Source organism: Methylobacterium haplocladii, assembly GCF_007992175.1.
GTDB classification, from domain to species: Bacteria; Pseudomonadota; Alphaproteobacteria; order Rhizobiales; family Beijerinckiaceae; genus Methylobacterium; species Methylobacterium haplocladii.
In genome coordinates this window covers 50253-71433 of sequence record NZ_BJZT01000025.1, presented here as the reverse complement: position 1 = coordinate 71433, position 21181 = coordinate 50253, and the positions used below count along the sequence as shown (strand labels likewise).

Genomic DNA, 21181 nt, shown 5'->3' with positions numbered 1-21181 from the left:
GCCGGTCAGTCGAGGTGGTCGCCGTAGCGTTCGACGTGGACGGCCAAGCCGAGCCCATGGTCGCGCACGAGGCGCTCGGCCTTCTCCGCATCGCGCGCCTCGAGCGCTTCAATGATCTGGATGTGCTCCGCGATCGACGTCTCGGCGCGGTCACCCTGGCGCAGCGAGATGTTGCGGATGCCCTTCACGTGCATCAGCAGGTTGCTGCAGAGATCCTGGATCACCTCGCAATGGCCGAGCGAGATGATCTTCTGGTGGAAGCGGATGTTGGCTTCCGAATATTCGGCGAGATGGTCGGCCGGCGTTCCCTCGAAGAATTCGGGGAACATCGTGCGCATGCATTTCAGGTCGTCGTCCGAGGCGCGCTCGCAGGCGAGGCGCGCGGCCATGCTCTCCAAGGCCGCCCAGGCCTGGATCATGCCGACGATCTCCTTGCGGGTCTTGCGGACGACGAAGACGCCGCGCCGCGGCTCGTTGCGCACGAAGCCTTCCTGCTCCAGCACCGTCAGCGCCTCGCGGATCGGCGTGCGGCTGACACCGAGCGTCTGCGACAGGCCGCGCTCGTCGAGACGGACGTCCCCGGTCTGGCCGTAGATGTCCATGTTGGTGATCGCGGATTTCAGCGCTTCATACGCCAGCGTCCGCAAACTCGTCGCCGGGACGATCGGCTTTATGGTAAAAGTCTGCATCACGTCAGTATCAGTCCAGTACTGGCTTCGGTTCGAGCGCGCCGAGGCCTCGCGAACCGCCCGGACCATGGCGGCTCACCGCTGGAAACACAAGGCGGCGGTTCCGCTTGGCAGGGCATGGTCCGAAACGGTCGCACCACCTGGACGCAGGCCAAATTGACCGTTGGTATTTGGTATGCCAATATCGCGCGAGTCGTCGAACCACGAAGCTTTCGCCCCCGCTGCGCCCCCGTTCCGGTCGGCACGCAGTCGAACCGGGCTTCCCGCTTCCGGGCGGCGCCTGTCTCGGTACGGGACCGCTAGAGGCCCGGCCGGGACCCGCGACAGAAAAGCAGCTCCCCGGGAGGAGACGATGACGGGCACGCCACTCGACGGGGTGAGAATCCTGGACTTCACGCATGTCCAGTCCGGCCCGACCTGCACGCAACTCCTCGCCTGGTTCGGTGCCGACGTGATCAAGGTCGAGCGGCCCGGCACCGGCGACGCCACGCGGCAGCAACTGCAGGACATCCCGGGCGTCGACAGCCTCTATTTCACGATGCTGAACCACAACAAGCGCTCGATCACCATCGACGCCAAGAACGCCGCGGGCCGCGAGGTCCTCTGGCGGCTGATCCGCGAATGCGACGTCCTCGTCGAGAACTTCGCGCCGGGCGCCCTCGACCGCATGGGCCTGACCTGGGAGGCCTTGCAGGCGGCCAATCCGGGCCTGATCCTCGCCTCCGTGAAAGGGTTCGGGCCGGGCCGCTACCAGGATTGCAAGGTCTACGAGAACGTCGCGCAATGCGCGGGCGGGGCCGCCTCCACCACCGGCTGGCGCGACGGCCTGCCGACGGTCTCCGGCGCCCAGATCGGCGATTCCGGCACCGGGCTGCACCTCGCGCTCGGCATCGTCACGGCGCTGTACCACCGCACGCAGACCGGCCGGGGCCAGCGCGTCGACTGCGCCATGCAGGACGGGGTGCTCAACCTCTGCCGGGTGAAGCTGCGCGACCAGCAGCGCCTCGCGCACGGGCCGCTCCCGGAATACAGCCAGTTCGGCGAGGGCGTGGAATTCGGCGAATCCGTGCCGCGCGCCGGCAACGATTCAGGCGGTGGCCAGCCCGGGCGCATCCTCAAATGCAAGGGCTGGGAGCAGGACCCCAACGCCTACATCTACTTCATCACGCAAGGGGCGGTCTGGGAGCCGATCTGCGACATCATCGGCGAGCCCGGCTGGAAGACCGACCCGGACTACGTGACTCCGAAAGCCCGGCTGCCGCATCTCAACGAGATCTTCACGCGCATCGAGGCGTGGACGATGAAGCACGACAAGCTCGAGGCGATGGAGATCCTCAACGCCTACGACATCCCGTGCGGGCCGATCCTGTCCATGAAGGAGATCGCCGAGGACGAGGCGCTACGCGCCAGTGGGACGGTGGTCGAAGTCGAGCACCCGACGCGCGGCCCGTATCTGACAGTCGGCAACCCGATCAAGCTCTCGGCGAACTCCGTGTCGATCACGCGCTCGCCGCTCCTCGGCGAGCATACCGACGAGATTCTTCGCGACGTGCTCGGCTGCTCGGACACCGAGATCGCAAAAATTCTGGGCTCGGGGGCCACCGGGGCCGTTCAGAGGGTGGCTGCAGAATAGTGGCAGGCGCAATCCGACGCAGGCGCGAGCCTGCAATATATTGACAGACCCGAGATTGGTATGCCAAATACCAATACAGGATTCGTGCAGGCGCTTCGCTCTTGCGACGGGCGGCGGTCCGGGAGGAACGCGATGATCGATGAACCCCTGGCCCTCCTCGCGGAAGCCTTCGGGCAGGACGCGGAACCCCCGATCCCATCGCATGCCGACGGCGGGATGTCGGCCGAGCTGGCCGACCTCACCGTCATCGCCGCAGCCTCTTCAGGACAGGCCGAACGCGCGGTCCGGAGCCTCTGACGGTTCGACGCGGTTCAGGCGAGCTGCGCGTACCGGCCGGCGTCCTGAAGGTTTCCGTTGCGGCCGTCACGGCTGGTCGCGGCGTTGGCGGTCAGCTTGTCGGCGAGCTTGACGACGAGCAGGCCCTGAAGGGCGAAGAGAAGGACGAGAGCGACGAGGGCGGTAGCGAGCATGGCGGCCTCTTGAACCGATGTTGCGGTGCGACAAGCGGGTGATAGCCCATGCCATTTTGGATATGAAGTACAAAATACCAGATGCAGTTATGCGCATAGTGCATGCTGAGGCGCGCTTTCGCCGCGATTTTCTCCGTCTCGTGTCGTTTCGTCCGACACCGATGCTGCCACGCGGTATTTCCCCACGGCCTCCGATAGATCTTTTCGGATCGCGCGCACTTCCTCTCCCCGCGCGCGGGGAGAGGGCTTCGGCGACCTTGTCGTCGCCGAAGCGAGGCGGCAGCCGAAGGTGAGGGGGCTTCACCGGAGGAGACTCTTCCGGCACCGCCCCCTCACCTTCGCTTCGGCTTCGCTCCCTTCATGGACGACGAGGTCCATGAAGGCCCCTCCCCGCGTGCCGGGAGAGGGGAATGCGCACCGCCGAACCGACCGAGCGGACACGGTGTCGGCCGCTACAGGCTTCCTCCCCAGGCGCCGAGGGTCGAGCTCTCCTCGGGGCGTAGCGTTTCCGTGATCCCCGCCACCTCCGGAAGATCTCCCGACAGGCCTGCAGCCAGCAGCGCGTCCCGCATCCCGTCATCCGCGCAGACACGCTCGAGCACCGTGCGATCGAGGCCGACGAGGCGCGCTCGCGCGAACTGGGCGAAGACGCGGCCGGTGTCGCGCTCGGCGAAGTGGACGCTCGCAAGCCGGCCGAGGCAGTCCCGCAGGAAGCCGGCATTGCGCTCCGGGGCCAGGTCGACGCCCGCATAGACCTCCCTGGGGGTGCGCGCGTGGATGTCGATCCTGCGGAAGCGGTCGATGTCGAGAAGCGCCCGCGCGTCGAGGATGGTCATGGCGCCGTTGCTGCCGAAGGCAATGGTGCGCGGTGTCTCGCCCTCCGGCACGGTGTTGTCGAGGAACTCGAACGCCACCGCCTTGTCGGTGCGCAGCGCCCACAGGAAGAACAGCCGCGGCATGCCGGCGAAGGCCTCGACGTTGTGGGCGAGGAGATCCTCCACCGCCTTGTAGCGCCCGAATTCCTCGCCGCGTTTCCAGGCCCGCTCCACCGTCGCCTCGGGCGGGGTGACCATGAACTGCAGGTAGATCCGGTGCCCGAACCGGGTGAGCAGCTGGCTGGTGCCGTCGCCCCGGGCGTCGGCGGAAAAACTGTCGAAGCGGAAGCGGTCGATCAGCAGGTGCGAGATCCGGCCCTCCGCCGCCTTGCGGGCCATGTAGCGGTCGAGCTTGGCGTCGATGATCTCGACCTCGTGGCCGGTCAGCGGCCCGGCATAGCGCCGGGCCGGCCCGAGACTGTCGTAGTCGAGCAGGAACTTCCGCCAGACGTCCGGCGTGATCACCGCGAAATCCGACCAGTCGGCGCCGGTGCGCTCGACGAGGGCGCGCTGGTAGGGGCGGATGGTGCTCTTGCCCGAGGCCGAGGCGCCCTTGACGTTCATGACCACCGGCCGGTCCTGCGCGCCGACCCGGCGATAGCCGTTTCGCGCGACGACTTCCGCGATCCAGGGCTCGATGGTCGCGCCGATCCGCCGGCTGCCATGGGCGTTCGAGACGAGGATGGCGGCGAGGCGGCGCAGCAGCGCCCTGTCGCGGATCAGGAAACCCTGGCGGCCGACGACGCTCGCCACGACGGTCCGCAGGGAGTCCCGCGTGCAGCGTTCCAGGCTGTCGGGCTCGCCCACCGGGTCGTCGAGGCGGCGCAGGGCGCGCGCCTGACAGTCCTCGGCGGGGATCGGCTGAGGGCGTCGCCCGAAGAACGGCAGGCCGAACGGCTTTTTTTCGCGGCTGCGTTCCGGCGCCGGGTCGTCGAACAGGGCCGCGAGTTCGCCGTCGATCAGGTCCTCCGCCCGGGCGCGGATCGACGCCAGGAGCTCCGCGATCTCCGGGAGACGCGCCGCGATTCCCTCGTGAAAGATCGTCGCCGCGATGCGGCGGGTGTTGACGCCGAGATCGGCGTAGACCGCGCCGAGCGGAACCGAGAGATCGGCCATCACCCGGATCAGCACCTCGTGGACGACGAGGCGTTCGGGGCGAAACAGGGCAAGCTGCGTCGCCGGCAGCCCGCTGAGATCGCTGAGTTCCTGAATCTCCGCGAAGGGCGTCTCGACGTTCTCGGGCCGGAAGACGGTGGCGAGCGGCCGGACATGGCGCGGCAGGCCCGAGACGAGGCCCGGATTCCAGGCGTGGAAGCCGGTGTCTTCGCTGGTCGGGAGGGGCTCCGGCATGGTCGCGACGCCCCCGGCGGATCGGTCAGGCGGCCGAGGCGCTGTCGATCGCCTCGAACCGGGTCTGGTATTCATCGCCCCAGATCGCGGCGGCCTTGTCGTGCCAGTCCCTGTCGAAGAACCGCTTGGCGCTGGCCTCGCTCGTCCAGATGCAGACCGCGGTGATGCGGTTGTCCAGGACCCGTACGTGACGGCTCTCGAGCCCGCCGGTCACGCCGGCGCGGGGCAGCATGTCCTTGCTCGACAGGCCGTGGTCGTTCTCGGCCGGAAACGCCACCGGGCATTCGACGACGGTCAGGTATTTCATCGGGTGTCTTTCTGGCTAGGCAGATTTCGGAAAAGTGTCCTGCGGTCTTCCGACGACAATCTGCGATCAGAGGAGAATTTCAGCAGAGGAGGCGGGGACAGGTCAACGCTTCGTCTGCCGAAAGCGGTCATGCGTGCGCGGCGCCTGCGGCACCGGAGCAATCCCAGAAGCTGAGGATCGCGCCGACCCGGAAGCCGTCCATCGAGGCGATGTGGTCGACGTCGATCGCGGGAAAGTCCTGCTCGGTGACGACCCGGATGCAAGGGCCGTAGACGTCCGGCCCGTGCGCGCCGAGCGCACGGACAACGTCGCGCTCGCTCAACAGCCCGACGACCGTGGCATCCGCCGGATGACCGTCGACGACCAGCAGCGCTCCGGCGCCCGGTCGCGACAGCCGCCGCGCCTCGCCGACCGCGCCGTCCCGGTGGACGCGCGCTGCGCTGGCAGTGTCGTGCGCTCGGCCGGTCTCTCGGTCCAAGGCGATCCTCCTGTCGGACGTCCCCTTTTGGTGGGGACGATCCTTGGTCTCCAAACTGGTATACAACATACCTGTTGTCAATTCTGAATTTTGAATTATGGTGCCGGGGTCGGTCGGTGAGGCGGAATCATACATCCACCTGCTCCGACCGAAACATTCGCAGGATTTCGGCCCGGCCGGGATCGTGACGAGACACACTTCCTTCGCTTCTCGTCGATTCGACGAAGGAGATGTTTGATGAACGAAGGACGGCTCCGCCAGATCCATTTCAATACGGCTTCTCGCGCACGGCGTTCGTGCGCGCAGGAGACTCCAATTCTCGCTCGCCGACATCCGAGCGATGCGGGCCGGGCGAAGACGCAAGCAAGAACAACAATCAGCAAACCGGTCGAATAGCGCCAAGCATCCCAAAGACCCCCTATCGGAGGAACGCCATGCTCACCCCATCAGTGACAGCAAGCTCGCCACCCGCCAGCCGATGGCTGCAACTGGTCTTCGGCGTCGTCTGCATGTGCATGATCGCCAACATGCAATACGGCTGGACCTTCTTCGTGAACCCGATCCAGGAGCGTCACGGCTGGGATCGCGCCGCGATCCAGGTCGCCTTCACGATGTTCGTCGTCACCGAGACCTGGCTCGTTCCGATCGAGGGCTGGTTCGTCGACAAGTACGGCCCGCGCATCGTCGCGCTGGTGGGCGGCCTGCTCTGCGCCGTCGGCTGGGTAATGAACTCCTATGCCGATTCGCTGACGACGCTCTACATCGCCGCCGCCGTCGGCGGCACGGGCGCCGGCGCCGTCTACGGCACCTGCGTCGGCAACTCGCTGAAGTGGTTCCCGGATCGCCGCGGCCTCGCCGCCGGCATCACCGCCATGGGGTTCGGCGCGGGTTCGGCGCTGACCGTCGTGCCGATCCAGGCGATGATCAAGAACTACGGCTACGAGTCGGCCTTCTTCTACTTCGGCATCGGCCAGGGCGTCATCGTCATGATCCTGGCGCTGTTCCTGATCGCGCCGAAGAAGGGCGACGTGCCGGAGGTGGCCAAGGTCAGCCAGAGCAAGCGCGACTTCACCCCCGGCGAGATGGTGCGCACGCCGATCTTCTGGATCATGTACGCGATGTTCGTGATGATGGCGGCCGGCGGCCTGATGGCCACCGCGCAGCTCGGGCCGATCGCCAAGGACTTCCACATCATCGACACCCCCGTGAGCCTGCTCGGCATCACCCTGCCGGCCCTGACGTTCGCGGCGACGATCGACCGGGTGCTCAACGGCGTCACCCGACCGTTCTTCGGCTGGGTCTCCGACCATATCGGCCGCGAGAACACGATGTTCCTCTCCTTCGGCATCGAAGGCGTCGGCATCTACCTCCTGAGCGTGTTCGGGCAGGACCCGTTCATGTTCGTGATCCTCACCGGTCTCGTGTTCTTCGCCTGGGGCGAGATCTACTCGCTGTTCCCGGCGACCTGCGGCGACACCTTCGGCTCGAAATACGCCGCGACCAATGCCGGCCTGCTCTACACGGCCAAGGGCACGGCCGCGCTGATCGTGCCCTTCTCCAGCGTCCTGACCACGATGACCGGAAGCTGGCACGCGGTGTTCCTGGCGGCCGCCGGGTTGAACATCCTGGCCGCGCTGATGGCCCTGTTCGTGCTCAAGCCGATGCGGGCCGCCTATACGAAGCCGGCGCTCGGCCTCCACGCCGTCCCGGCGGAGTAGCCGCCCCAGGCATCCCCGGCGGCCGGTCCGAACGACCGGCCGCCCTCTACGCGAAAATCGACGCGCGCCGTGGCGGAGACGCCCGGCGCGCGTCGTCGTTTCGGCATCTCGTCCCCCCTCGGGAGGGCCGGTCGATCCGCCTCGCCCCCGCACGCCACGGATCATAAGCCATACGTCCGTCGCGCATTTTTAATCCTGGTATATTGCATACCTAGAATTATCGTGCTTGATGGTCTGCGTACGGAATCAAGAAAACCCGCAACGGGAGGAATCCGGGATGGAAAGCCAGGCCGCGCCGAACCCCGCCGCACGACGTGGGGACGCACCGCAGGATGCGCCCTCTGCCAAATGGTGGCAGCTCGCCTTCGGCGTGCTCTGCATGGCGATGATCGCCAACCTCCAATACGGCTGGACGCTGTTCGTCGATCCCATCGACGCCAAGTTCCACTGGGGCCGCGCGGCCATCCAGTTCGCCTTCACGATCTTCGTCGCCACCGAGACCTGGCTGGTGCCGATCGAGACCTGGTTCGTCGACCGCTACGGCCCGCGCGTCGTGGTCGGCTTCGGCGGCGTGATGATCGGCCTCGCCTGGTTCCTCAATGCCCATGCCGAATCGCTGCCGGTGCTCTACACGGCGGCCGTCATCGGCGGGATCGGGGCCGGGTCGGTCTACGGCACGTGCGTCGGCAACGCGCTGAAGTGGTTCCCGCACCGCCGCGGCCTCGCGGCCGGCGCCACCGCCGCGGGCTTCGGCGCGGGGGCGGCCATCACGGTGGTCCCGATCGCCAAGATGATCGCGACGAGCGGCTACCAGGACGCATTCCTGTATTTCGGCCTCGGTCAGGGCCTCGTCGTCGTCGCCCTGTCGTTCCTGCTGCGCAAGCCGCGCTCGGCCGGCCCGGTCCAGCGCAAGAGCCTGCGCCTACCCCAGACCAGCATCGACCGCAGCCCCAAGGAGGCGGTGCGCACCCCCGTGTTCTGGGTGATGTATGCCATGTTCGTCATGGTGGCCGCGGGCGGCCTGATGGCGGCGGCGCAGATCGCGCCGATCGCCCGCGACTTCAAGGTCGCCGACGTGCCCGTGAGCCTGTTCGGCCTGCAGATGGCCGCCCTCACCTTCGCGATCTCGCTGGACCGGATCTTCGACGGCTTCGGCCGGCCGTTCTTCGGCTGGGTCTCGGACAATATCGGCCGCGAGAACACGATGTTCATCGCCTTCAGCATCGCGGCGACGGCGATCATCATCCTGCTCAACCTCGGCTCCAACCCCTACGTCTTCGTCTTCGCGACGGCGGTCTATTTCGGTGTGTTCGGCGAGATCTACTCGCTGTTCCCGGCGACCTGCGGCGACACGTTCGGCTCGAAATTCGCGGCGAGCAATGCCGGGCTCCTCTACACCGCCAAGGGCTCGGCCGCCTTCCTCGTGCCCTTCGGCAGCATGCTGTCGGCGGCCTATGGCTGGTCGGCGGTGTTCGCGCTGATCATCGGCCTCAACATCGTCGCGGCCTCCCTGGCGATGTTCGTGCTGAAGCCCCTGCGCCGGCGCTATCTCGCCGAGGAGCCCGGGCCGGCCAAGCCCGAAACACACTCCCTGACGCTCGCCTGAGCTCCCTCGACAGCGCCGGCCGGACCCGATTCCGGCCGGCGTTTTCGTTGACCCTCTATTTGGTATTTGGTATACCAAGATCAGGGTCGCAGCCGGATCCCACCCGTCCGCCGATTCGGTCGAGCCCGATCGGACAAGGACGGCGCCAACCAAAATCTCACGGGAGGGAACGACATGTCCGCAGTCGCAAAGCTCATCGATACGTCGACGGCCGACGTCAGCACCGCCGAAGCCGACGCTCCTATGGAGCTGACGGACGGCTTCCACCTCGTCATCGACGCGCTGAAGCTCAACGGCATCAAGACGATCTACGGCGTGCCCGGCATCCCGATCACCGATCTCGGCCGGATGGCCCAGGCCGAGGGCATGCGCGTCATCTCCTTCCGCCACGAGCAGCATGCCGGCAACGCCGCCGCCATCGCGGGCTTCCTCACCAAGGCACCGGGCATCTGCCTGACCGTGTCGGCGCCCGGCTTCCTCAACGGCCTGACGGCGCTCGCCAACGCCACCACCAACTGCTTCCCGATGATCCTGATCTCGGGCTCCTCCGAGCGCGAGATCGTCGACCTGCAGCAGGGCGACTACGAGGAGATGGACCAGCTCGCCATCGCCAAGCCGCTCTGCAAGGCCGCCTTCCGCGTGCTGCACGCGGCCGATATCGGCATCGCCGTCGCCCGTGCCATCCGCGCCGCCGTCTCGGGCCGTCCGGGCGGCGTCTACCTCGACCTCCCCGCCAAGCTGTTCAGCCAGGTGATGGATGCCGAGGCCGGTGCGGCCTCGCTGGTCAAGGTGATCGACGCGGCCCCCGCACAGATCCCGGCGCCCTCGGCCATCGCCCGCGCCCTCGAAGAGCTCAAGAACGCCAAGCGGCCCCTCATCGTGCTCGGCAAGGGCGCGGCCTACGCCCAGGCCGACGAGCTCGTGCGCGAACTCGTCGAGACCAGCGGCATCCCCTACGTGCCGATGAGCATGGCCAAGGGCCTGCTGCCGGACACGCATCCGCTCTCGGCCGGTGCCGCGCGTTCCACCGCCCTGAAGGATTCGGACGTCGTCCTCCTCGTCGGCGCCCGCCTCAACTGGCTGCTCTCGCACGGCAAGGGCAAGACCTGGGGCGCGCCCGGCTCCAAGCGCTTCATCCAGATCGACATCGAACCGCGCGAGATGGACTCGAACGTCGAGATCGTCGCGCCGGTGGTCGGCGATATCGGCTCCTGCCTCGCCGCGCTCCTCGAAGGCATGGGCCAGGGCTGGAAGACCGCCCCGGCCGACTGGATCGAGACGCTGCGATCGAAGCGTGAGGCCAACGTCGCCAAGATGGCGCCGAAGCTCATGAAGAACACGGCGCCGATGGACTTCCACTCGGCCCTCGGGGCGCTGCGCACCGTGATCAAGGAGCGGCCCGACGCCATCCTCGTCAACGAGGGCGCCAACACCCTCGATCTCGCCCGCGGGATCATCGACATGTACCAGCCGCGCAAGCGCCTGGACGTCGGCACCTGGGGCATCATGGGCATCGGCATGGGCTTCGCCGTCGCCGCCGCCGTCGAGACCGGCAAGCCGGTCCTGTGCGTCGAGGGCGACAGCGCCTTCGGGTTCTCCGGCATGGAGGTCGAGACCATCTGCCGGTACAACCTGCCGGTCTGCATCGTGGTGTTCAACAACAACGGCATCTACCGCGGCACCGACACCGACCCGACCGGACGCGATCCGGCCACCACGGTCTTCGTGCCGGAGGCTCGCTACGACCGCATGATGGAGGCCTTCGGCGGCGTCGGCGCCCATGTCACGACGCCGGACGAGCTGAAGCGCGCGGTGGACGCGGCGATGGACTCCGGAAAGCCTACCCTCATCAACGCGGCGATCGACCCGGCCGCCGGCAGCGAGAGCGGCAACATCGGCAGCCTCAACCCGCAGAGCGTGGTCAAGAAGAAGAAGTGAAGCGGATTCCGACCTGATCGCTTCGGTGTCGCGCATCCCCCCTCTCCCCGCGCGCGGGGAGAGGCCTTCATGGACCTCGTCGTCCATGAAGGAAGCGGAGGCGAAGCCGAAGCGGCGGTGAGGGGGCCTCACCGGAAGTGGCTCTTCCGATGAGGCCCCCTCACCTTCGGCTGCCGCCTCGCCGCGCCGACGACAAGGTCGTCGCGGCCCTCTCCCCGCGTGCGGGGCGAGGGGATGCGCACGATCCGAACGGATCTGCTGGAAACGGTGCGGACCGACCGGTTGCTCTTCTCGTCCCATCCCCAACCTCATCCTAAGGCGCCGCGAAGCGGCCACGAAGGGTCCTCCAGATCGCTCGGCGACATCTGGAGGTTCTTCTAGGCCTCCGCTGCGCTCCGGCACCTCAGGATGAGGGACTGGGTGGGATCTTCCCGTCGAACGCTCCCGAAGGTGACGCCATGATCGACCCCCACCTCGCGGGCCGGTTGAGCTTCCTCCACCGGTTGCCGACCGAAGCCCCCCTCCCCCCGGGTCGCCACGAGCTCGGGTTGTTTGCGGAGCGCGACGCGGTGCTGTTCGTGCCGCAGGCGATTCGTCCGCGCCGGCCGGTGCCGCTGGTGGTGCTGTTCCATGGCGGCGGCGGCAGCGCCCAAAAGATCCTGCCGATGCTGGAGACCCATGCGGAGGCGCGCGGCTTCCTGCTGCTGGCGCCGCAATCGCTGCATCCGACCTGGGATCTCGTGATCGCCGGCAACGGCCCCGACCGCGAGCGGCTGGACCTGACGCTGGCCGCGGTCGCCGCGCACTTCCTGCTCGATCCCGGCCGGCTCGCCTTCGCCGGGCATTCCGACGGCGGCAGCTACGCGATGTCCGTCGGCCTCACCAACGGCGACATCGTCAGCCACGTCATCGTGTCCTCGGCCGGGTTCCTGTCCGTCCAGGCCCAGGCCGGCGCGCCGCGGGTGTTCCTCTCGCACGGCACGCGCGACGAGCAGATCCCGATCGACCGCAGCGCCCGCGTGCATGCCCGGCTGCTGACCGAGGCCGGCTACGACCTGACCTACGTCGAATATGACGGGCCGCACGCCTACGACCCGGCCGTCGTGCGGCAGGCGGTCGACTTCTTCTTCCGAGAGTATCCGGCCGCCGACTGACCGATCAGGACACGGCGGCCGTCGCTCGGCGCACAGCCGGGCTCTCGACGCCGCGGCTCGCCATGTCGGCGAGCATGGCGCCGACGAGATCGGTCTGGGCGACGACCCCGACCAGCCGCCCGTCCCCGTCCGTCACCGGCGCATGGTGGAGGCCGGCCTGGGTCATCAGCAGGGCGGCCTCGCCCGCCACCGTGTCCGGGTGCAGCGTCGTGATGTCCGTGGTCATGACGTCGGCGACCGTGCCGTGCGGCGCGCGGCCCCGGTCGCGCGTCAGCCGGAGCCGGCGGCCGAGGCCGAGGCGCGGTCCGCGCCGGTCCCAGACCGTCTTGTCGATGAGATCGCTCTGGGTGACGACGCCGAGCACCCGCGCGCCCTCGTCGGTGACCGGCAGCATGGTGACGCGGTGGCCGCGCAGCATCTCGAGGGCCTCGCGCAGGGGCGTCTCCGGCGCGATGGCGCGCACCTCCCGCGACAGCAGCGCGGCGCAGGTCGTCTGGCCCGAGAGGCGCAGCGACGCATGGATCTGCGCCCGGCGCAGGATCGCCTGGAGGTCGCCGCGGCCGATGTCGAGGATCTCGTCGACGTCCCGGAGCGCCGCATCGAGATCGGCGGCGGTGAGTCCGCTGCCCGAGGCCGGGACCGGATCGCTGCCGCGCGCCGGCCGGCCCGGCGCCACATGCGGGTATGAGCGCCCCGTCAGGTTGTTGAACAGCAGGGCGCAGAGAAGCAGCAGGGCCGAGTTCAGGCCGACCGGCCAGATCACGAAGCCGTAGCCGAGATCGCGGATCGCCGGGCCTCCGAGCACGGCGGTCAGCGCGACGGCGCCGCTCGGCGGATGCAGGCAGCCGAGCAGCATCATCAGCGCGATGGCGAGTCCCGCCGCGACGGAAGCGGCCAGAACCGGGTCCGCGATGCTCGCGGCCACCGTGACGCCGACGAGCGCCGCCACCAGGTTGCCGCCGAGGATCGACCAGGGCTGCGCCAGGGGACTCGACGGCACGGCGAAGAGCAGGACGGCCGAGGCGCCCATCGGCGCGATCAGGGCCGGCAGAGCGGCCTCCGATCCGACGGCGCTCCGCGCGACCAATCCGGTGACGAGGATTCCGACCACTGCGCCGCAGGCCGAGCGGACGCGCTCCCGTGGGCTGACGGCGAGGAGTTCCGGAACGAACCGGCGCAGGAGCGGGCTCAGCATCGGCACGGGCCTCGGCGCTGACGGGATCGGGGCGACGAGCCAAAGGCCGCCGCCTCCGGCTCCCGAATAAGAAAAGCCGGACCGAGGGATCGGCCCGGAATCGTCGCAAGAGCGGTTCGGCGGCGCGTCACCGCCGGTGCGGCCTTTACGGATCCTGTCCGCGTCCTACCCACCACCTCAGGGTGAGGTGGTGGGTAGGACGACGGAAGACGACGGCTTCGATTCGGATCCGCCCGGCCCACGGTCCTTGCGGGGAAGGCGTTGGCGGTGGTGCGGACGGCACCACGGCGCACCGTCCTCGACCACCGCCGTCCCCGACCCCTCCCCGCGACGGGGAGGGGAAGCGATGCGCCATCTGATCCGGTCGACCGGAAAGCTCTCAGACCGCCTTGGCGTCGTGGAGCTCGGCGATCTGCTGCTGGTTGTAGCCGAGGCCGGCCAGGACCTCGTTGGTGTGCTCGCCGAGCAGCGGCGAGGCCTTGATGTCGACCTGGAGGTCCGAGAATTTGATCGGGCTTCCGACGGTCAGGTACGAACCGAGCTTGGGGTGCTGCACCTCGGTGATGGTGCCGCTCTCGCGCAGGGACTTGTCGACCGAGATTTCCTTCATCGACAGCACCGGCGAGCACGGGATGTCGAACTTGCGCAGGATGTCGACGGCCTCGAACTTGGTCTTGTCGGCGAGCCACGCTTCGATCGTGCCGAAGATGTCCATGATCTTGTCCTGGCGGGCACGGGCGGTGTTGTAGGCCGGATCGTCGATCCATTCCTCCTTGCCGAGCGCCTTGCAGATCGGGGCCCAGGCATGGCCCTGGATCGTGAAGTAGATGTAGGCGTTCGGGTCGGTCTCCCAGCCCTTGCACTTCAGCACCCAGCCCGGCTGGCCGCCGCCGCCCGCATTGCCGCCGCGCGGCACCACGTCCGTGAACTCGCCGTGCGGATATTGCGGGTATTCCTCCAGGTAGCCGATGGCGTCGAGGCGCTGCTGGTCGCGGAGCTTCACGCGGCAGAGGTTGATCACCGCGTCCTGCATCGAGACGGCGACCTTCTGGCCCCGGCCGGTCTTGTCCTTGTGGCGCAGCGCCGTGAGGATGCCGATGGCGAGGTGCATGCCGGTGTTGGAATCGCCGAGGGCGGCGGCCGACACGGTGGGCGGGCCGTCCCAGAAGCCGGTGGTGGAGGCCGCGCCGCCCGCGCATTGCGCGACGTTCTCGTAGACCTTCAGGTCCTCGTAATGGTGGCCGTCGGAGAAGCCCTTCACCGAGGCGAGGACCATGCCGGGGTTGAGTTCCTGGATCTTCTCCCAGGAGAAGCCCATGCGGTCGAGGGCGCCGGGGCCGAAATTCTCGACCATGACGTCCGACTCTTTGATGAGCTTCTCGAGGACTTCCTTGCCCTGCTTGGTCTTGGTGTCGAGGGTCAGCGAACGCTTGTTCGAATTCAGCATCGTGAAGTAGAGCGCGTCCGCCCCTTCGACGTGGCGCAGCTGGTTGCGGGTGACGTCGCCGGCGCCGGGGCGCTCGACCTTGATCACGTCAGCGCCGAACCAGGCGAGGAGCTGCGTGCAGGCCGGTCCGGCCTGAACGTGGGTGAAGTCGATGATCTTGATGCCTTCGAGCGGCTGGCTCATGGTCGTTGTCTCCCTGTAGTCTGTGGCGTTGCGGGGTCGAAGTCTTCTTTAAGAATTTCTAAATCTAAAAATTGGTCGTTCGACGTCAAATCGGGTTCGTCTTCAAATCACGCTGAAATGGATGCCTGCACCCCGGCCTCGAGATCCGAGACCCGGCGACGGAGCTGCCGTTCGTCTTCCCAGCGCGCGGTCTCGTCGCGGATGATCGCGGCGATGCCGGTGACCGCGCCGTCGGCGCCGTGGAGCATACCGACGGTGAAGGCGATGGAGAGTGAGCGGCCGTCCTTGTGCAGGGCCGGCACGCGAAGCACGTCGGCGCCGTACTTGGTTACGCCCGTGCGCATGGTCTTGTGGTAGCCGTCCCAGTGCCGCCTGCGGTGGCGGTCGGGCGTGATCAGGTCGAGGGGCTGGCCCAGGGCCTCAGCTTCCGAGAACCCGAAGATCCGTTCGGCGGCCGGATTCCAGACCACGATCAGCCCCTCCGGATCGGAGACGACCACCGCGTCGCCGATGGCGGCGACCAGCCCGGAAACGTCGAAGCCCGGTGCCATGATCACACCGACGCCGCGTGCCGGATGGCGGTGCAGGGATCGGTCATGGCGTCTCATCCTCCCGTTTTCCGGACCGAGAGGCTCGCCCCCTCGCTCCAGTGACTCGGTGATTGGCATCTGGTATACCAAATACGAAATCAGCGTCAAGACCGGGGCGGGACCACTTCGATCGCTTCGCTCGGGAAACCGGCGGGCGGCGTTTGGTTGGATCCGAGGCGGGAGCGCATGACGGCGGGATCAGGCGAGGACAAAGCCGCGATGGCACCGAGCATCACCATCACCCAGGTCGAGGGCTTCAAGTTCCTGATCGATTTCGGCGCGGCCTTCCCGGCGCTGGTCTCGGACGAGCCGGAGCCGATCGGCCGCGGCGAGGGCCCGTCGCCGGAGCAGGTGCTGATCGCGGGCGTGAGCAACTGCCTCTGCGCCAGCCTCGCCTTCGCGCTGGGCAAGTACCGGCAGGACGGCGGCGGCGTGACCGCGCGGGCCTCGGCCCGGATCGAACGCAACGCCGGGCAGCGCCTGCGTATCGGCGGCATCGACGTGGAGATCACGCTCGGCGCGTCGGCGGTGGCGATGCCCCGGATCGCGCAGGTGCTCGCTCAGTTCGAGCAGTTCTGCACCGTCTCGGAGAGCGTGAAGGCCGGCATTCCCGTCACCGTCGCGGTTCGGGACGCCACGGGCGAACGCCTGAAATAGGAAGAGGAGACAATCCGATGTCGAACAACGATCGCAAGGGCGCGCACGAACCCGGGGACTTGGCCGGCCTTTTCAACGCCCGCGCCAATGCCGGCGACGTCGAGGGTCTGGTGGCGCTCTACGAGCCGGATGCGGTGCTCGCCGCGGGCAAGGTGGTGGCGACGGGCCACGCCGAGATCCGACGTTTCTACGCCGACCTTCTCGCGAAGAAGTCCGACTTTCCTGTCCCCGAGACCCTACCGGCCCTCGTCAACGGCGATCTCGCCCTGACCTTCGCCCGCCTGCCGAACGGCAGCCTCTCTGTCGAATCCGCGCGGCGGCAAGCGGACGGCACCTGGCGCTGGGCGATCGACCAGCTGAAGATCAAGCCGGCCGAGCGCGGCTGATCCCGTCAGCGCACCGGCGGCTCCCAGACCGGGGCCGTCGTGGTGTCGACGGCGCGGGGCAGCAGGCCCTCGGCGCGAAACGCGTCGGCGATCTTCTGCTGTTCCGAGAGGCCGTCGCGGGTGACCGGCTCGACCTTGTAGCTGCGGCGGTCGTTGGCCTGCCGGATCACGGCCGGCTCGATCTTCCAGAGGGCGGCGAGACGGGTCGCGGCCTCGTCCGGATGCGTTTTCACCCAGTCGCCGGTCTCGCGGAGTTTTGCGAACAGCACGCCGAGGGCGCCGGGCTGCTTCGTCACGGTGGCGTCGGCGGCGAGGTAGTAGCGCTTGTAGAGCGACAGGCCGGTGCCGTCCTTGAGGATGCGCGCGCCGGACTGTTCCTGCGCCGCCGACAGGAACGGGTCCCAGGCGACCCAGGCGTCGACGCTGCCCCCGGCGAGGGCGCTGCGCCCGTCGGCGGGGGTGAGATAGGCCGGGTTGATGCTCTTGAACGACAGACCCTCGGCGGCCAGCGCAGCCAGCAGCAGGTAGTGGCTGCCGGCGCCCTTGGTCACCGCGACCTTGCGGCCCTTGAGGTCGGCGACGCGCGTCACGGGAGAATCCTTCGCCACCAGGATCGCCTGGGCGGTCGGCGAGGCGGCCTCCTGCGCGACGTAGGTGATCTTCGCGCCCGCCGCCTGCGCGAAGACCGGCACGGTGTCGGCGACGTCCGCCGAGACGTCGATCTGGCCGACGTTCAGCGCCTCCATGATCGGCAGGCCGCTGGTGAATTCGTGCCAGGACACCGTGACCTTCAGGGGCGCCAGCGCCTTCTCCAGTCCTTCGTCCTGGCGCAGCAGCGCGACCAGCGTCGAGGAGCGCTGGTAGCCGATGCGCAGCACCCCGCCCTCCTCCGCGCGCAGCGGCGCGGTCGTGGCGAGGAGCGCGAGGGATAGGACCGCAAGGCGGCCGAGGTGACGGCGGTTCATCATGATGTCAGTACTCTGTGACGGCTGATCTGACGGTTGGAAATCTCTCGCCGTCATCCCGGGGCGCCGAAGGCGAACCCGGGATCCAGAGCCGCCGACGGTTGTCCGCAGAACGCGCCGCTGTGAACTCTTCCGAGCCATCAGCGAATCTGGATTCCGGGTTCTCGCCTTCGGCGAGCCCCGGAATGACAGTGGACTGCTTCGAACCCTTCAGGAACGATTCGGCGAGATATCGATCAGCTTCCCGGCTTGCGCACGGCCTCGGAAATGGTGGGCGCCTTCGGCACGAGGCCGAGGCTATGAAACGTGTCGGCGATGCGCTGCTGCTCGGCGATCACCGGCGCGTCGAGGGGGCGGATGCCGTAGCTCTGGCGCTTGAGGGCCACCGCCAGGATCGGAGCCGGAATGCCGACCGAGGGGGCGAGTTCGCGGGCCACGGCGTCGGTGTTGTCACGTGCCCAGGCGTCGACCTCGCCGATGGCGGCGATCACGGCGTCGAGCACAGGCCCGTTCTTTGCGGAGAAGTCGCGCGAGGCGAGGTAGAACTGGTGGTTCGGCACGAGGCCGGTGCCGTCGCTGAGCGTGCGGGCGCTCGTCGAGACTTCGGCGGCGGCGAGATAGGGGTCCCAGATCGCCCAGGCATCCACCGCGCCGCGCTCGAAGGCGGCCCGCGCGTCGGCCGGGGCGAGGTAGGTCGGCGTGATGTCCTTGAGCGACAACCCGGCCTTCTCCAGGGCGCGCACGAGCAGGTAATGCACGTTCGAGCCCTTGTTCAGCGCGACCTTCTTTCCGCGCAGATCGGCGACCGATTGCAGCGGGCTCCCCTTCGGCACCAGGATCGCCTCGCCGCGCGGGGCCGGCGGTTCGTGGGCGACGTAGGTGAGCACGTCGCTCGCGGCCTGCGCGAAGATCGGCGGCGTCTCGCCGGCCGTGCCGAAATCGATCGCGCCGGCATTGAGCGCTTCGAGCAGCGGCGGGCCGGAGGGGAACTCGGACCACGTCACCGTGTAGCCGAGCGCCTTCAGCCGCGGCTCCAGGCTGGCCCGGCCCTTCAGCAGCACCAGGGTGCCGTATTTCTGGTAGCCGATGCGGATCGTCTTCTCGTCGGCCCGCGCCGGGACGAGCAGGAGGGCCGCGAGGACGAGCGCGGAGAGCACGAGCCACAGGCGGTCGCGCAGGTTTGCGAGCGGCTGAGCCTTGGCGATGGCTGGCATGGGCGGTCTCGTCGTGACGTGAGGGAAGTCTGGCTCGGGCGTCTCGCCGTCATTGCGAGCGCAGCGAAGCAATCCAGGGCCGACACACCGTCGTTGCGTATGCGGCCCTGGATTGCTTCGGCTTCGCCTCGCACTGACGGCGGTGGTCAGTGCGCACTGATCCGGCGGGTCGGGACGATGTCGTTGGCGATGACTTCGCCGAACGGCCCGTTGTTCGGCGCGCCCGAGCGCGGCGCGCCGGTGGTCGCCCGCAAAGGGAGCTTGGGAAACACCAGCTCGGCGAAGCGGTAGGCCTCTTCGAGGTGGGGGTAGCCGGAGAGGATGAAGCGGTCGATGCCGAGGTCGATGTACTCCTTCATCCGGTCGGCGACCTGATCCGCCGAGCCGACCAAAGCCGTGCCGGCCCCTCCCCTGACGAGGCCGACGCCGGCCCAGAGGTTCGGCGAGACGACGAGCTTGCTCTTGTCGCCGCCGTGCAGCGCCATCATCCGGCTCTGGCCGACGGAATCCTGGCGCTTCAGGGTTTCCTGCGCCTTGGCGATGGTGGCGTCGTCGAGCCGCGAGATCAGCTTTTCCGCTTCCGCCCAGGCCTCGCTCTCGGTCTCGCGCACGATGACGTGCAGCCGGATGCCGTAGGAGAATTTTTTGCCACGCTTCTCCGCGGCCTCGCGGGCCTTGGCGATCTTTTCGGCGACGCCGGCCGGGGGTTCGCCCCAGGTCAAATACACCTCGCAATGGTCGGCCGCGACCTCGATGCCGGCGGGCGACGAGCCGCCGAAATACAGCGGCGGATACGGGTCCTGCACCGGCCGGAAGATCACGCGGCCGTTCTCGCATCTGAGGTGCTTGCCCGCGAACGTCACGGTCTCCCCGGCCATCAGCCCGCGCCAGATCGTCAGGAACTCGTCCGTGACCTCGTAGCGCTCGTCATGGGCGAGAAACACGCCGTCGCCCTTGAGCTCGACGGGGTCGCCGCCGGTGACGACGTTGATGAGGAGGCGTCCGTCGGAGATCCGGTCCAGCGTCGCGGCCATGCGCGCGGCGACGGACGGCTCCTGCAGGCCGGGGCGCACGGCCACGAGGAAGCGCAGCCGCTTGGTCAGCGGGGCGAGCGCCGAGGCGATCACCCAGGAATCCTCGCAGGACCGGCCGGTCGGCAGCAGCACGCCGTAATAGCCGAGATCGTCCGAGGCCTGGGCGATCTGGCGGAGGTAGTCGAGGGAGACGTCGCGGGCGCCCTCCGACGCGCCGAGATAGCGGCCGTCGCCGTGGGTCGGCAGGAACCAGAGGACGTCGGTCTTTCCGTCGGTGGATGCGCTCATCGGTGTCTCCGAATGGTTGGGGCGCGTCAGGCGCACGCAAGTAGCTGATCGAGGATGCGGCCTTCGAGCGCCGCGAGGTCGGGGTCGCCGCGCCGTCGCGGACGGGGGGCGTCCACGTCGACGTCGAGGGCGACCGCGCCGTCCTCGATCACCAGGATGCGGTCGGCGAGCGCCACGGCCTCGCCGACGTCGTGGGTCACCAGGATCGCGGTGAACCCCTGTTCGATGCGGATGCGCTCGATCATCGCCTGCATCTCGATGCGCGTGAGGGCGTCGAGCGCGCCGAGGGGCTCGTCGAGGGCCAGCAGGGCCGGCCGGCTGACGAGGGCACGCGCGAGGGCCACTCGCTGGCGCTGGCCGCCGGAGAGGGTGGCGGGCCACTCGTCGGCCTTCGGCGTCAGTCCGACCTCGTCGAGCGCCTCCCGGGCGCGCTCGCGCCGCTCGGCCCGGCTGCCCTCGCGGCCGAGCCCGACCGCGACGTTGTCGACGACCCGCGCCCAGGGCAGCAGCCGCGGCTCCTGGAACATGATGCGTCGCAATGCGCCGGTGTCCCGGCTCTCGCGGCCGTCCAGCGAAATCCGGCCCGCACTCGGCTCCTCGAGGCCGAGGATCAGCCGCAGCAGGGTGCTCTTGCCGCAGCCGGAGCGGCCGACGATGGCGACGAACTGCCCGGCCGGCATGTGCAGGTCGAGCCCGCGGATCACCGGCTCGCCGCCGTCGAACGCCTTGGTCAGGCGCCGCAGCGTGACGGAGAGCGCGCGGCCGGTCGCCGGACGGCTCGGCGTGCGTGCGGTCTCGGTCACTGTCTCGAAGCTCAGGGCGCTGCTCGCGGTCATTGGGATTTCAGGTTGGAGGATCGGGCTAATACGCTGTCGGGGTCAGCATCGGAGGCCGTCATTCCGGGGCCGCGCAGTGGAGCCCGGAATCCAGAACCGCCAGCGCTTCTCGCATTTGCGGTGACGTGAAGTGTCTGATGCTCCTGCGGTTCTGGATTCCGGGTTCTC

The 21181-nt window shown here is 68.4% G+C and carries 20 protein-coding genes; 8 read left to right on the top strand and 12 right to left on the bottom strand.

The window, feature by feature from the left end:
- Positions 1-5 precede the first annotated feature (5 nt).
- A complete protein-coding gene (locus MHA02_RS11885) occupies positions 6-689 on the bottom strand; it encodes a GntR family transcriptional regulator (RefSeq protein WP_147078850.1) in 684 nt (227 codons plus the stop codon).
- A gap of 352 nt (positions 690-1041) precedes the next feature.
- Here MHA02_RS11885 and frc (MHA02_RS11880) point away from each other — a divergent pair, with 352 nt between their 5' ends.
- Together frc (MHA02_RS11880) and MHA02_RS22160 are read left to right on the top strand one after the other, a co-directional pair.
- Positions 1042-2322, top strand: coding sequence for a formyl-CoA transferase (frc, locus tag MHA02_RS11880; protein ID WP_147078849.1), 1281 nt, complete (start codon positions 1042-1044; stop codon positions 2320-2322).
- Between the two features lie 132 nt (positions 2323-2454).
- The gene (locus tag MHA02_RS22160; protein ID WP_170249195.1) at positions 2455-2619 is read left to right on the top strand and encodes a hypothetical protein; all 165 of its coding nucleotides are present in this window, start codon (positions 2455-2457) and stop codon (positions 2617-2619) included.
- Positions 2620-2633: 14 nt separating this feature from the next.
- Here MHA02_RS22160 and MHA02_RS22155 read toward each other — a convergent pair whose 3' ends face one another.
- The 4 genes from MHA02_RS22155 to MHA02_RS11865 form a co-directional block, all read right to left on the bottom strand.
- Positions 2634-2792, bottom strand: coding sequence for a hypothetical protein (locus MHA02_RS22155; RefSeq protein WP_170249185.1), 159 nt, complete (start codon positions 2790-2792; stop codon positions 2634-2636).
- Positions 2793-3244: 452 nt separating this feature from the next.
- Positions 3245-5017, bottom strand: coding sequence for a DEAD/DEAH box helicase family protein (locus MHA02_RS11875; RefSeq protein WP_147078848.1), 1773 nt, complete (start codon positions 5015-5017; stop codon positions 3245-3247).
- 25 nt (positions 5018-5042) lie between these two features.
- The gene (locus MHA02_RS11870; protein ID WP_147078847.1) at positions 5043-5324 is read right to left on the bottom strand and encodes a hypothetical protein; all 282 of its coding nucleotides are present in this window, start codon (positions 5322-5324) and stop codon (positions 5043-5045) included.
- A 127-nt stretch (positions 5325-5451) separates the two neighbouring features.
- Complete coding sequence (locus MHA02_RS11865) at positions 5452-5802, bottom strand: CBS domain-containing protein (protein ID WP_147078846.1); 351 nt, start codon at positions 5800-5802, stop codon at positions 5452-5454.
- Positions 5803-6236: 434 nt separating this feature from the next.
- On the opposite strand from MHA02_RS11865, the gene oxlT (MHA02_RS11860) reads away from it, so the two are divergent.
- The 4 genes from oxlT (MHA02_RS11860) (at position 6237) to MHA02_RS11845 (ending at position 12218) form a co-directional block, all read left to right on the top strand.
- A complete protein-coding gene (gene oxlT, locus MHA02_RS11860; RefSeq protein ID WP_147078845.1) occupies positions 6237-7520 on the top strand; it encodes an oxalate/formate MFS antiporter in 1284 nt (427 codons plus the stop codon).
- Positions 7521-7797: 277 nt separating this feature from the next.
- Positions 7798-9126: an oxalate/formate MFS antiporter gene (gene oxlT / locus MHA02_RS11855; RefSeq protein ID WP_147078844.1), complete on the top strand. Its 1329-nt coding sequence runs from the start codon at positions 7798-7800 to the stop codon at positions 9124-9126.
- A gap of 174 nt (positions 9127-9300) precedes the next feature.
- Positions 9301-11064: an oxalyl-CoA decarboxylase gene (gene oxc / locus MHA02_RS11850; protein WP_147078843.1), complete on the top strand. Its 1764-nt coding sequence runs from the start codon at positions 9301-9303 to the stop codon at positions 11062-11064.
- 458 nt (positions 11065-11522) lie between these two features.
- Positions 11523-12218 carry an alpha/beta hydrolase gene (locus MHA02_RS11845; protein ID WP_147078842.1) on the top strand — a complete coding sequence of 232 codons (696 nt, stop codon included), beginning with the start codon at positions 11523-11525 and terminating at the stop codon, positions 12216-12218.
- Between the two features lie 4 nt (positions 12219-12222).
- Here the strand turns inward: MHA02_RS11845 and MHA02_RS11840 are convergent, their stop codons facing one another.
- From MHA02_RS11840 to MHA02_RS11830, 3 genes are all read right to left on the bottom strand, one after another.
- Positions 12223-13410, bottom strand: a complete 1188-nt coding sequence (locus MHA02_RS11840; RefSeq protein ID WP_147078949.1) for an HPP family protein — start codon at positions 13408-13410, stop codon at positions 12223-12225.
- Positions 13411-13792: 382 nt separating this feature from the next.
- The gene (frc, locus tag MHA02_RS11835; protein WP_147078841.1) at positions 13793-15043 is read right to left on the bottom strand and encodes a formyl-CoA transferase; all 1251 of its coding nucleotides are present in this window, start codon (positions 15041-15043) and stop codon (positions 13793-13795) included.
- Between the two features lie 107 nt (positions 15044-15150).
- Positions 15151-15594 (bottom strand): PAS domain-containing protein, encoded by a 444-nt coding sequence (locus MHA02_RS11830; protein ID WP_147078947.1) that lies wholly within the window; start codon positions 15592-15594, stop codon positions 15151-15153.
- A gap of 225 nt (positions 15595-15819) precedes the next feature.
- Between MHA02_RS11830 and MHA02_RS11825 the strand changes: the two genes are divergently transcribed.
- Together MHA02_RS11825 and MHA02_RS11820 are read left to right on the top strand one after the other, a co-directional pair.
- Complete coding sequence (locus tag MHA02_RS11825) at positions 15820-16290, top strand: OsmC family protein (RefSeq protein WP_238180353.1); 471 nt, start codon at positions 15820-15822, stop codon at positions 16288-16290.
- A 17-nt stretch (positions 16291-16307) separates the two neighbouring features.
- The gene (locus MHA02_RS11820; protein WP_147078840.1) at positions 16308-16676 is read left to right on the top strand and encodes a YybH family protein; all 369 of its coding nucleotides are present in this window, start codon (positions 16308-16310) and stop codon (positions 16674-16676) included.
- Positions 16677-16681: 5 nt separating this feature from the next.
- On the opposite strand, the gene MHA02_RS11815 is transcribed toward MHA02_RS11820, so the two are convergent.
- From MHA02_RS11815 to MHA02_RS11800, 4 genes are all read right to left on the bottom strand, one after another.
- Positions 16682-17641 carry an aliphatic sulfonate ABC transporter substrate-binding protein gene (locus tag MHA02_RS11815; RefSeq protein WP_147078943.1) on the bottom strand — a complete coding sequence of 320 codons (960 nt, stop codon included), beginning with the start codon at positions 17639-17641 and terminating at the stop codon, positions 16682-16684.
- A 236-nt stretch (positions 17642-17877) separates the two neighbouring features.
- Positions 17878-18855 carry a sulfonate ABC transporter substrate-binding protein gene (locus MHA02_RS11810; protein WP_147078839.1) on the bottom strand — a complete coding sequence of 326 codons (978 nt, stop codon included), beginning with the start codon at positions 18853-18855 and terminating at the stop codon, positions 17878-17880.
- Positions 18856-19001: 146 nt separating this feature from the next.
- Entirely contained in the window at positions 19002-20177 is a 1176-nt protein-coding gene (gene ssuD, locus MHA02_RS11805; protein WP_147078838.1) for an FMNH2-dependent alkanesulfonate monooxygenase, read from the bottom strand.
- A 26-nt stretch (positions 20178-20203) separates the two neighbouring features.
- On the bottom strand, positions 20204-21013 hold the full coding sequence (locus MHA02_RS11800; RefSeq protein ID WP_147078837.1) for an ATP-binding cassette domain-containing protein: 810 nt from the start codon (positions 21011-21013) through the stop codon (positions 20204-20206).
- Positions 21014-21181 lie beyond the last annotated feature (168 nt).

What these genes read in the sequence shown, in the direction of transcription:
- ssuD (WP_147078838.1), bottom strand. Translation starts at nt 20,177, where the DNA reads ATGAGCGCATCCACCGACGGAAAGACCGACGTCCTCTGGTTCCTGCCG.
- oxlT (WP_147078845.1), top strand. Translation starts at nt 6,237, where the DNA reads ATGCTCACCCCATCAGTGACAGCAAGCTCGCCACCCGCCAGCCGATGG.
- MHA02_RS22155 (WP_170249185.1), bottom strand. Translation starts at nt 2,792, where the DNA reads ATGCTCGCTACCGCCCTCGTCGCTCTCGTCCTTCTCTTCGCCCTTCAG.
- frc (WP_147078841.1), bottom strand. Translation starts at nt 15,043, where the DNA reads ATGAGCCAGCCGCTCGAAGGCATCAAGATCATCGACTTCACCCACGTT.
- MHA02_RS11810 (WP_147078839.1), bottom strand. Translation starts at nt 18,855, where the DNA reads ATGCCAGCCATCGCCAAGGCTCAGCCGCTCGCAAACCTGCGCGACCGC.
- MHA02_RS11870 (WP_147078847.1), bottom strand. Translation starts at nt 5,324, where the DNA reads ATGAAATACCTGACCGTCGTCGAATGCCCGGTGGCGTTTCCGGCCGAG.
- MHA02_RS11815 (WP_147078943.1), bottom strand. Translation starts at nt 17,641, where the DNA reads ATGAACCGCCGTCACCTCGGCCGCCTTGCGGTCCTATCCCTCGCGCTC.
- MHA02_RS11825 (WP_238180353.1), top strand. Translation starts at nt 15,820, where the DNA reads ATGACGGCGGGATCAGGCGAGGACAAAGCCGCGATGGCACCGAGCATC.
- MHA02_RS11800 (WP_147078837.1), bottom strand. Translation starts at nt 21,013, where the DNA reads ATGACCGCGAGCAGCGCCCTGAGCTTCGAGACAGTGACCGAGACCGCA.
- MHA02_RS11845 (WP_147078842.1), top strand. Translation starts at nt 11,523, where the DNA reads ATGATCGACCCCCACCTCGCGGGCCGGTTGAGCTTCCTCCACCGGTTG.
- frc (WP_147078849.1), top strand. Translation starts at nt 1,042, where the DNA reads ATGACGGGCACGCCACTCGACGGGGTGAGAATCCTGGACTTCACGCAT.
- MHA02_RS11885 (WP_147078850.1), bottom strand. Translation starts at nt 689, where the DNA reads ATGCAGACTTTTACCATAAAGCCGATCGTCCCGGCGACGAGTTTGCGG.
- MHA02_RS11820 (WP_147078840.1), top strand. Translation starts at nt 16,308, where the DNA reads ATGTCGAACAACGATCGCAAGGGCGCGCACGAACCCGGGGACTTGGCC.
- MHA02_RS11830 (WP_147078947.1), bottom strand. Translation starts at nt 15,594, where the DNA reads ATGGCACCGGGCTTCGACGTTTCCGGGCTGGTCGCCGCCATCGGCGAC.
- MHA02_RS22160 (WP_170249195.1), top strand. Translation starts at nt 2,455, where the DNA reads ATGATCGATGAACCCCTGGCCCTCCTCGCGGAAGCCTTCGGGCAGGAC.
- oxc (WP_147078843.1), top strand. Translation starts at nt 9,301, where the DNA reads ATGTCCGCAGTCGCAAAGCTCATCGATACGTCGACGGCCGACGTCAGC.
- oxlT (WP_147078844.1), top strand. Translation starts at nt 7,798, where the DNA reads ATGGAAAGCCAGGCCGCGCCGAACCCCGCCGCACGACGTGGGGACGCA.
- MHA02_RS11875 (WP_147078848.1), bottom strand. Translation starts at nt 5,017, where the DNA reads ATGCCGGAGCCCCTCCCGACCAGCGAAGACACCGGCTTCCACGCCTGG.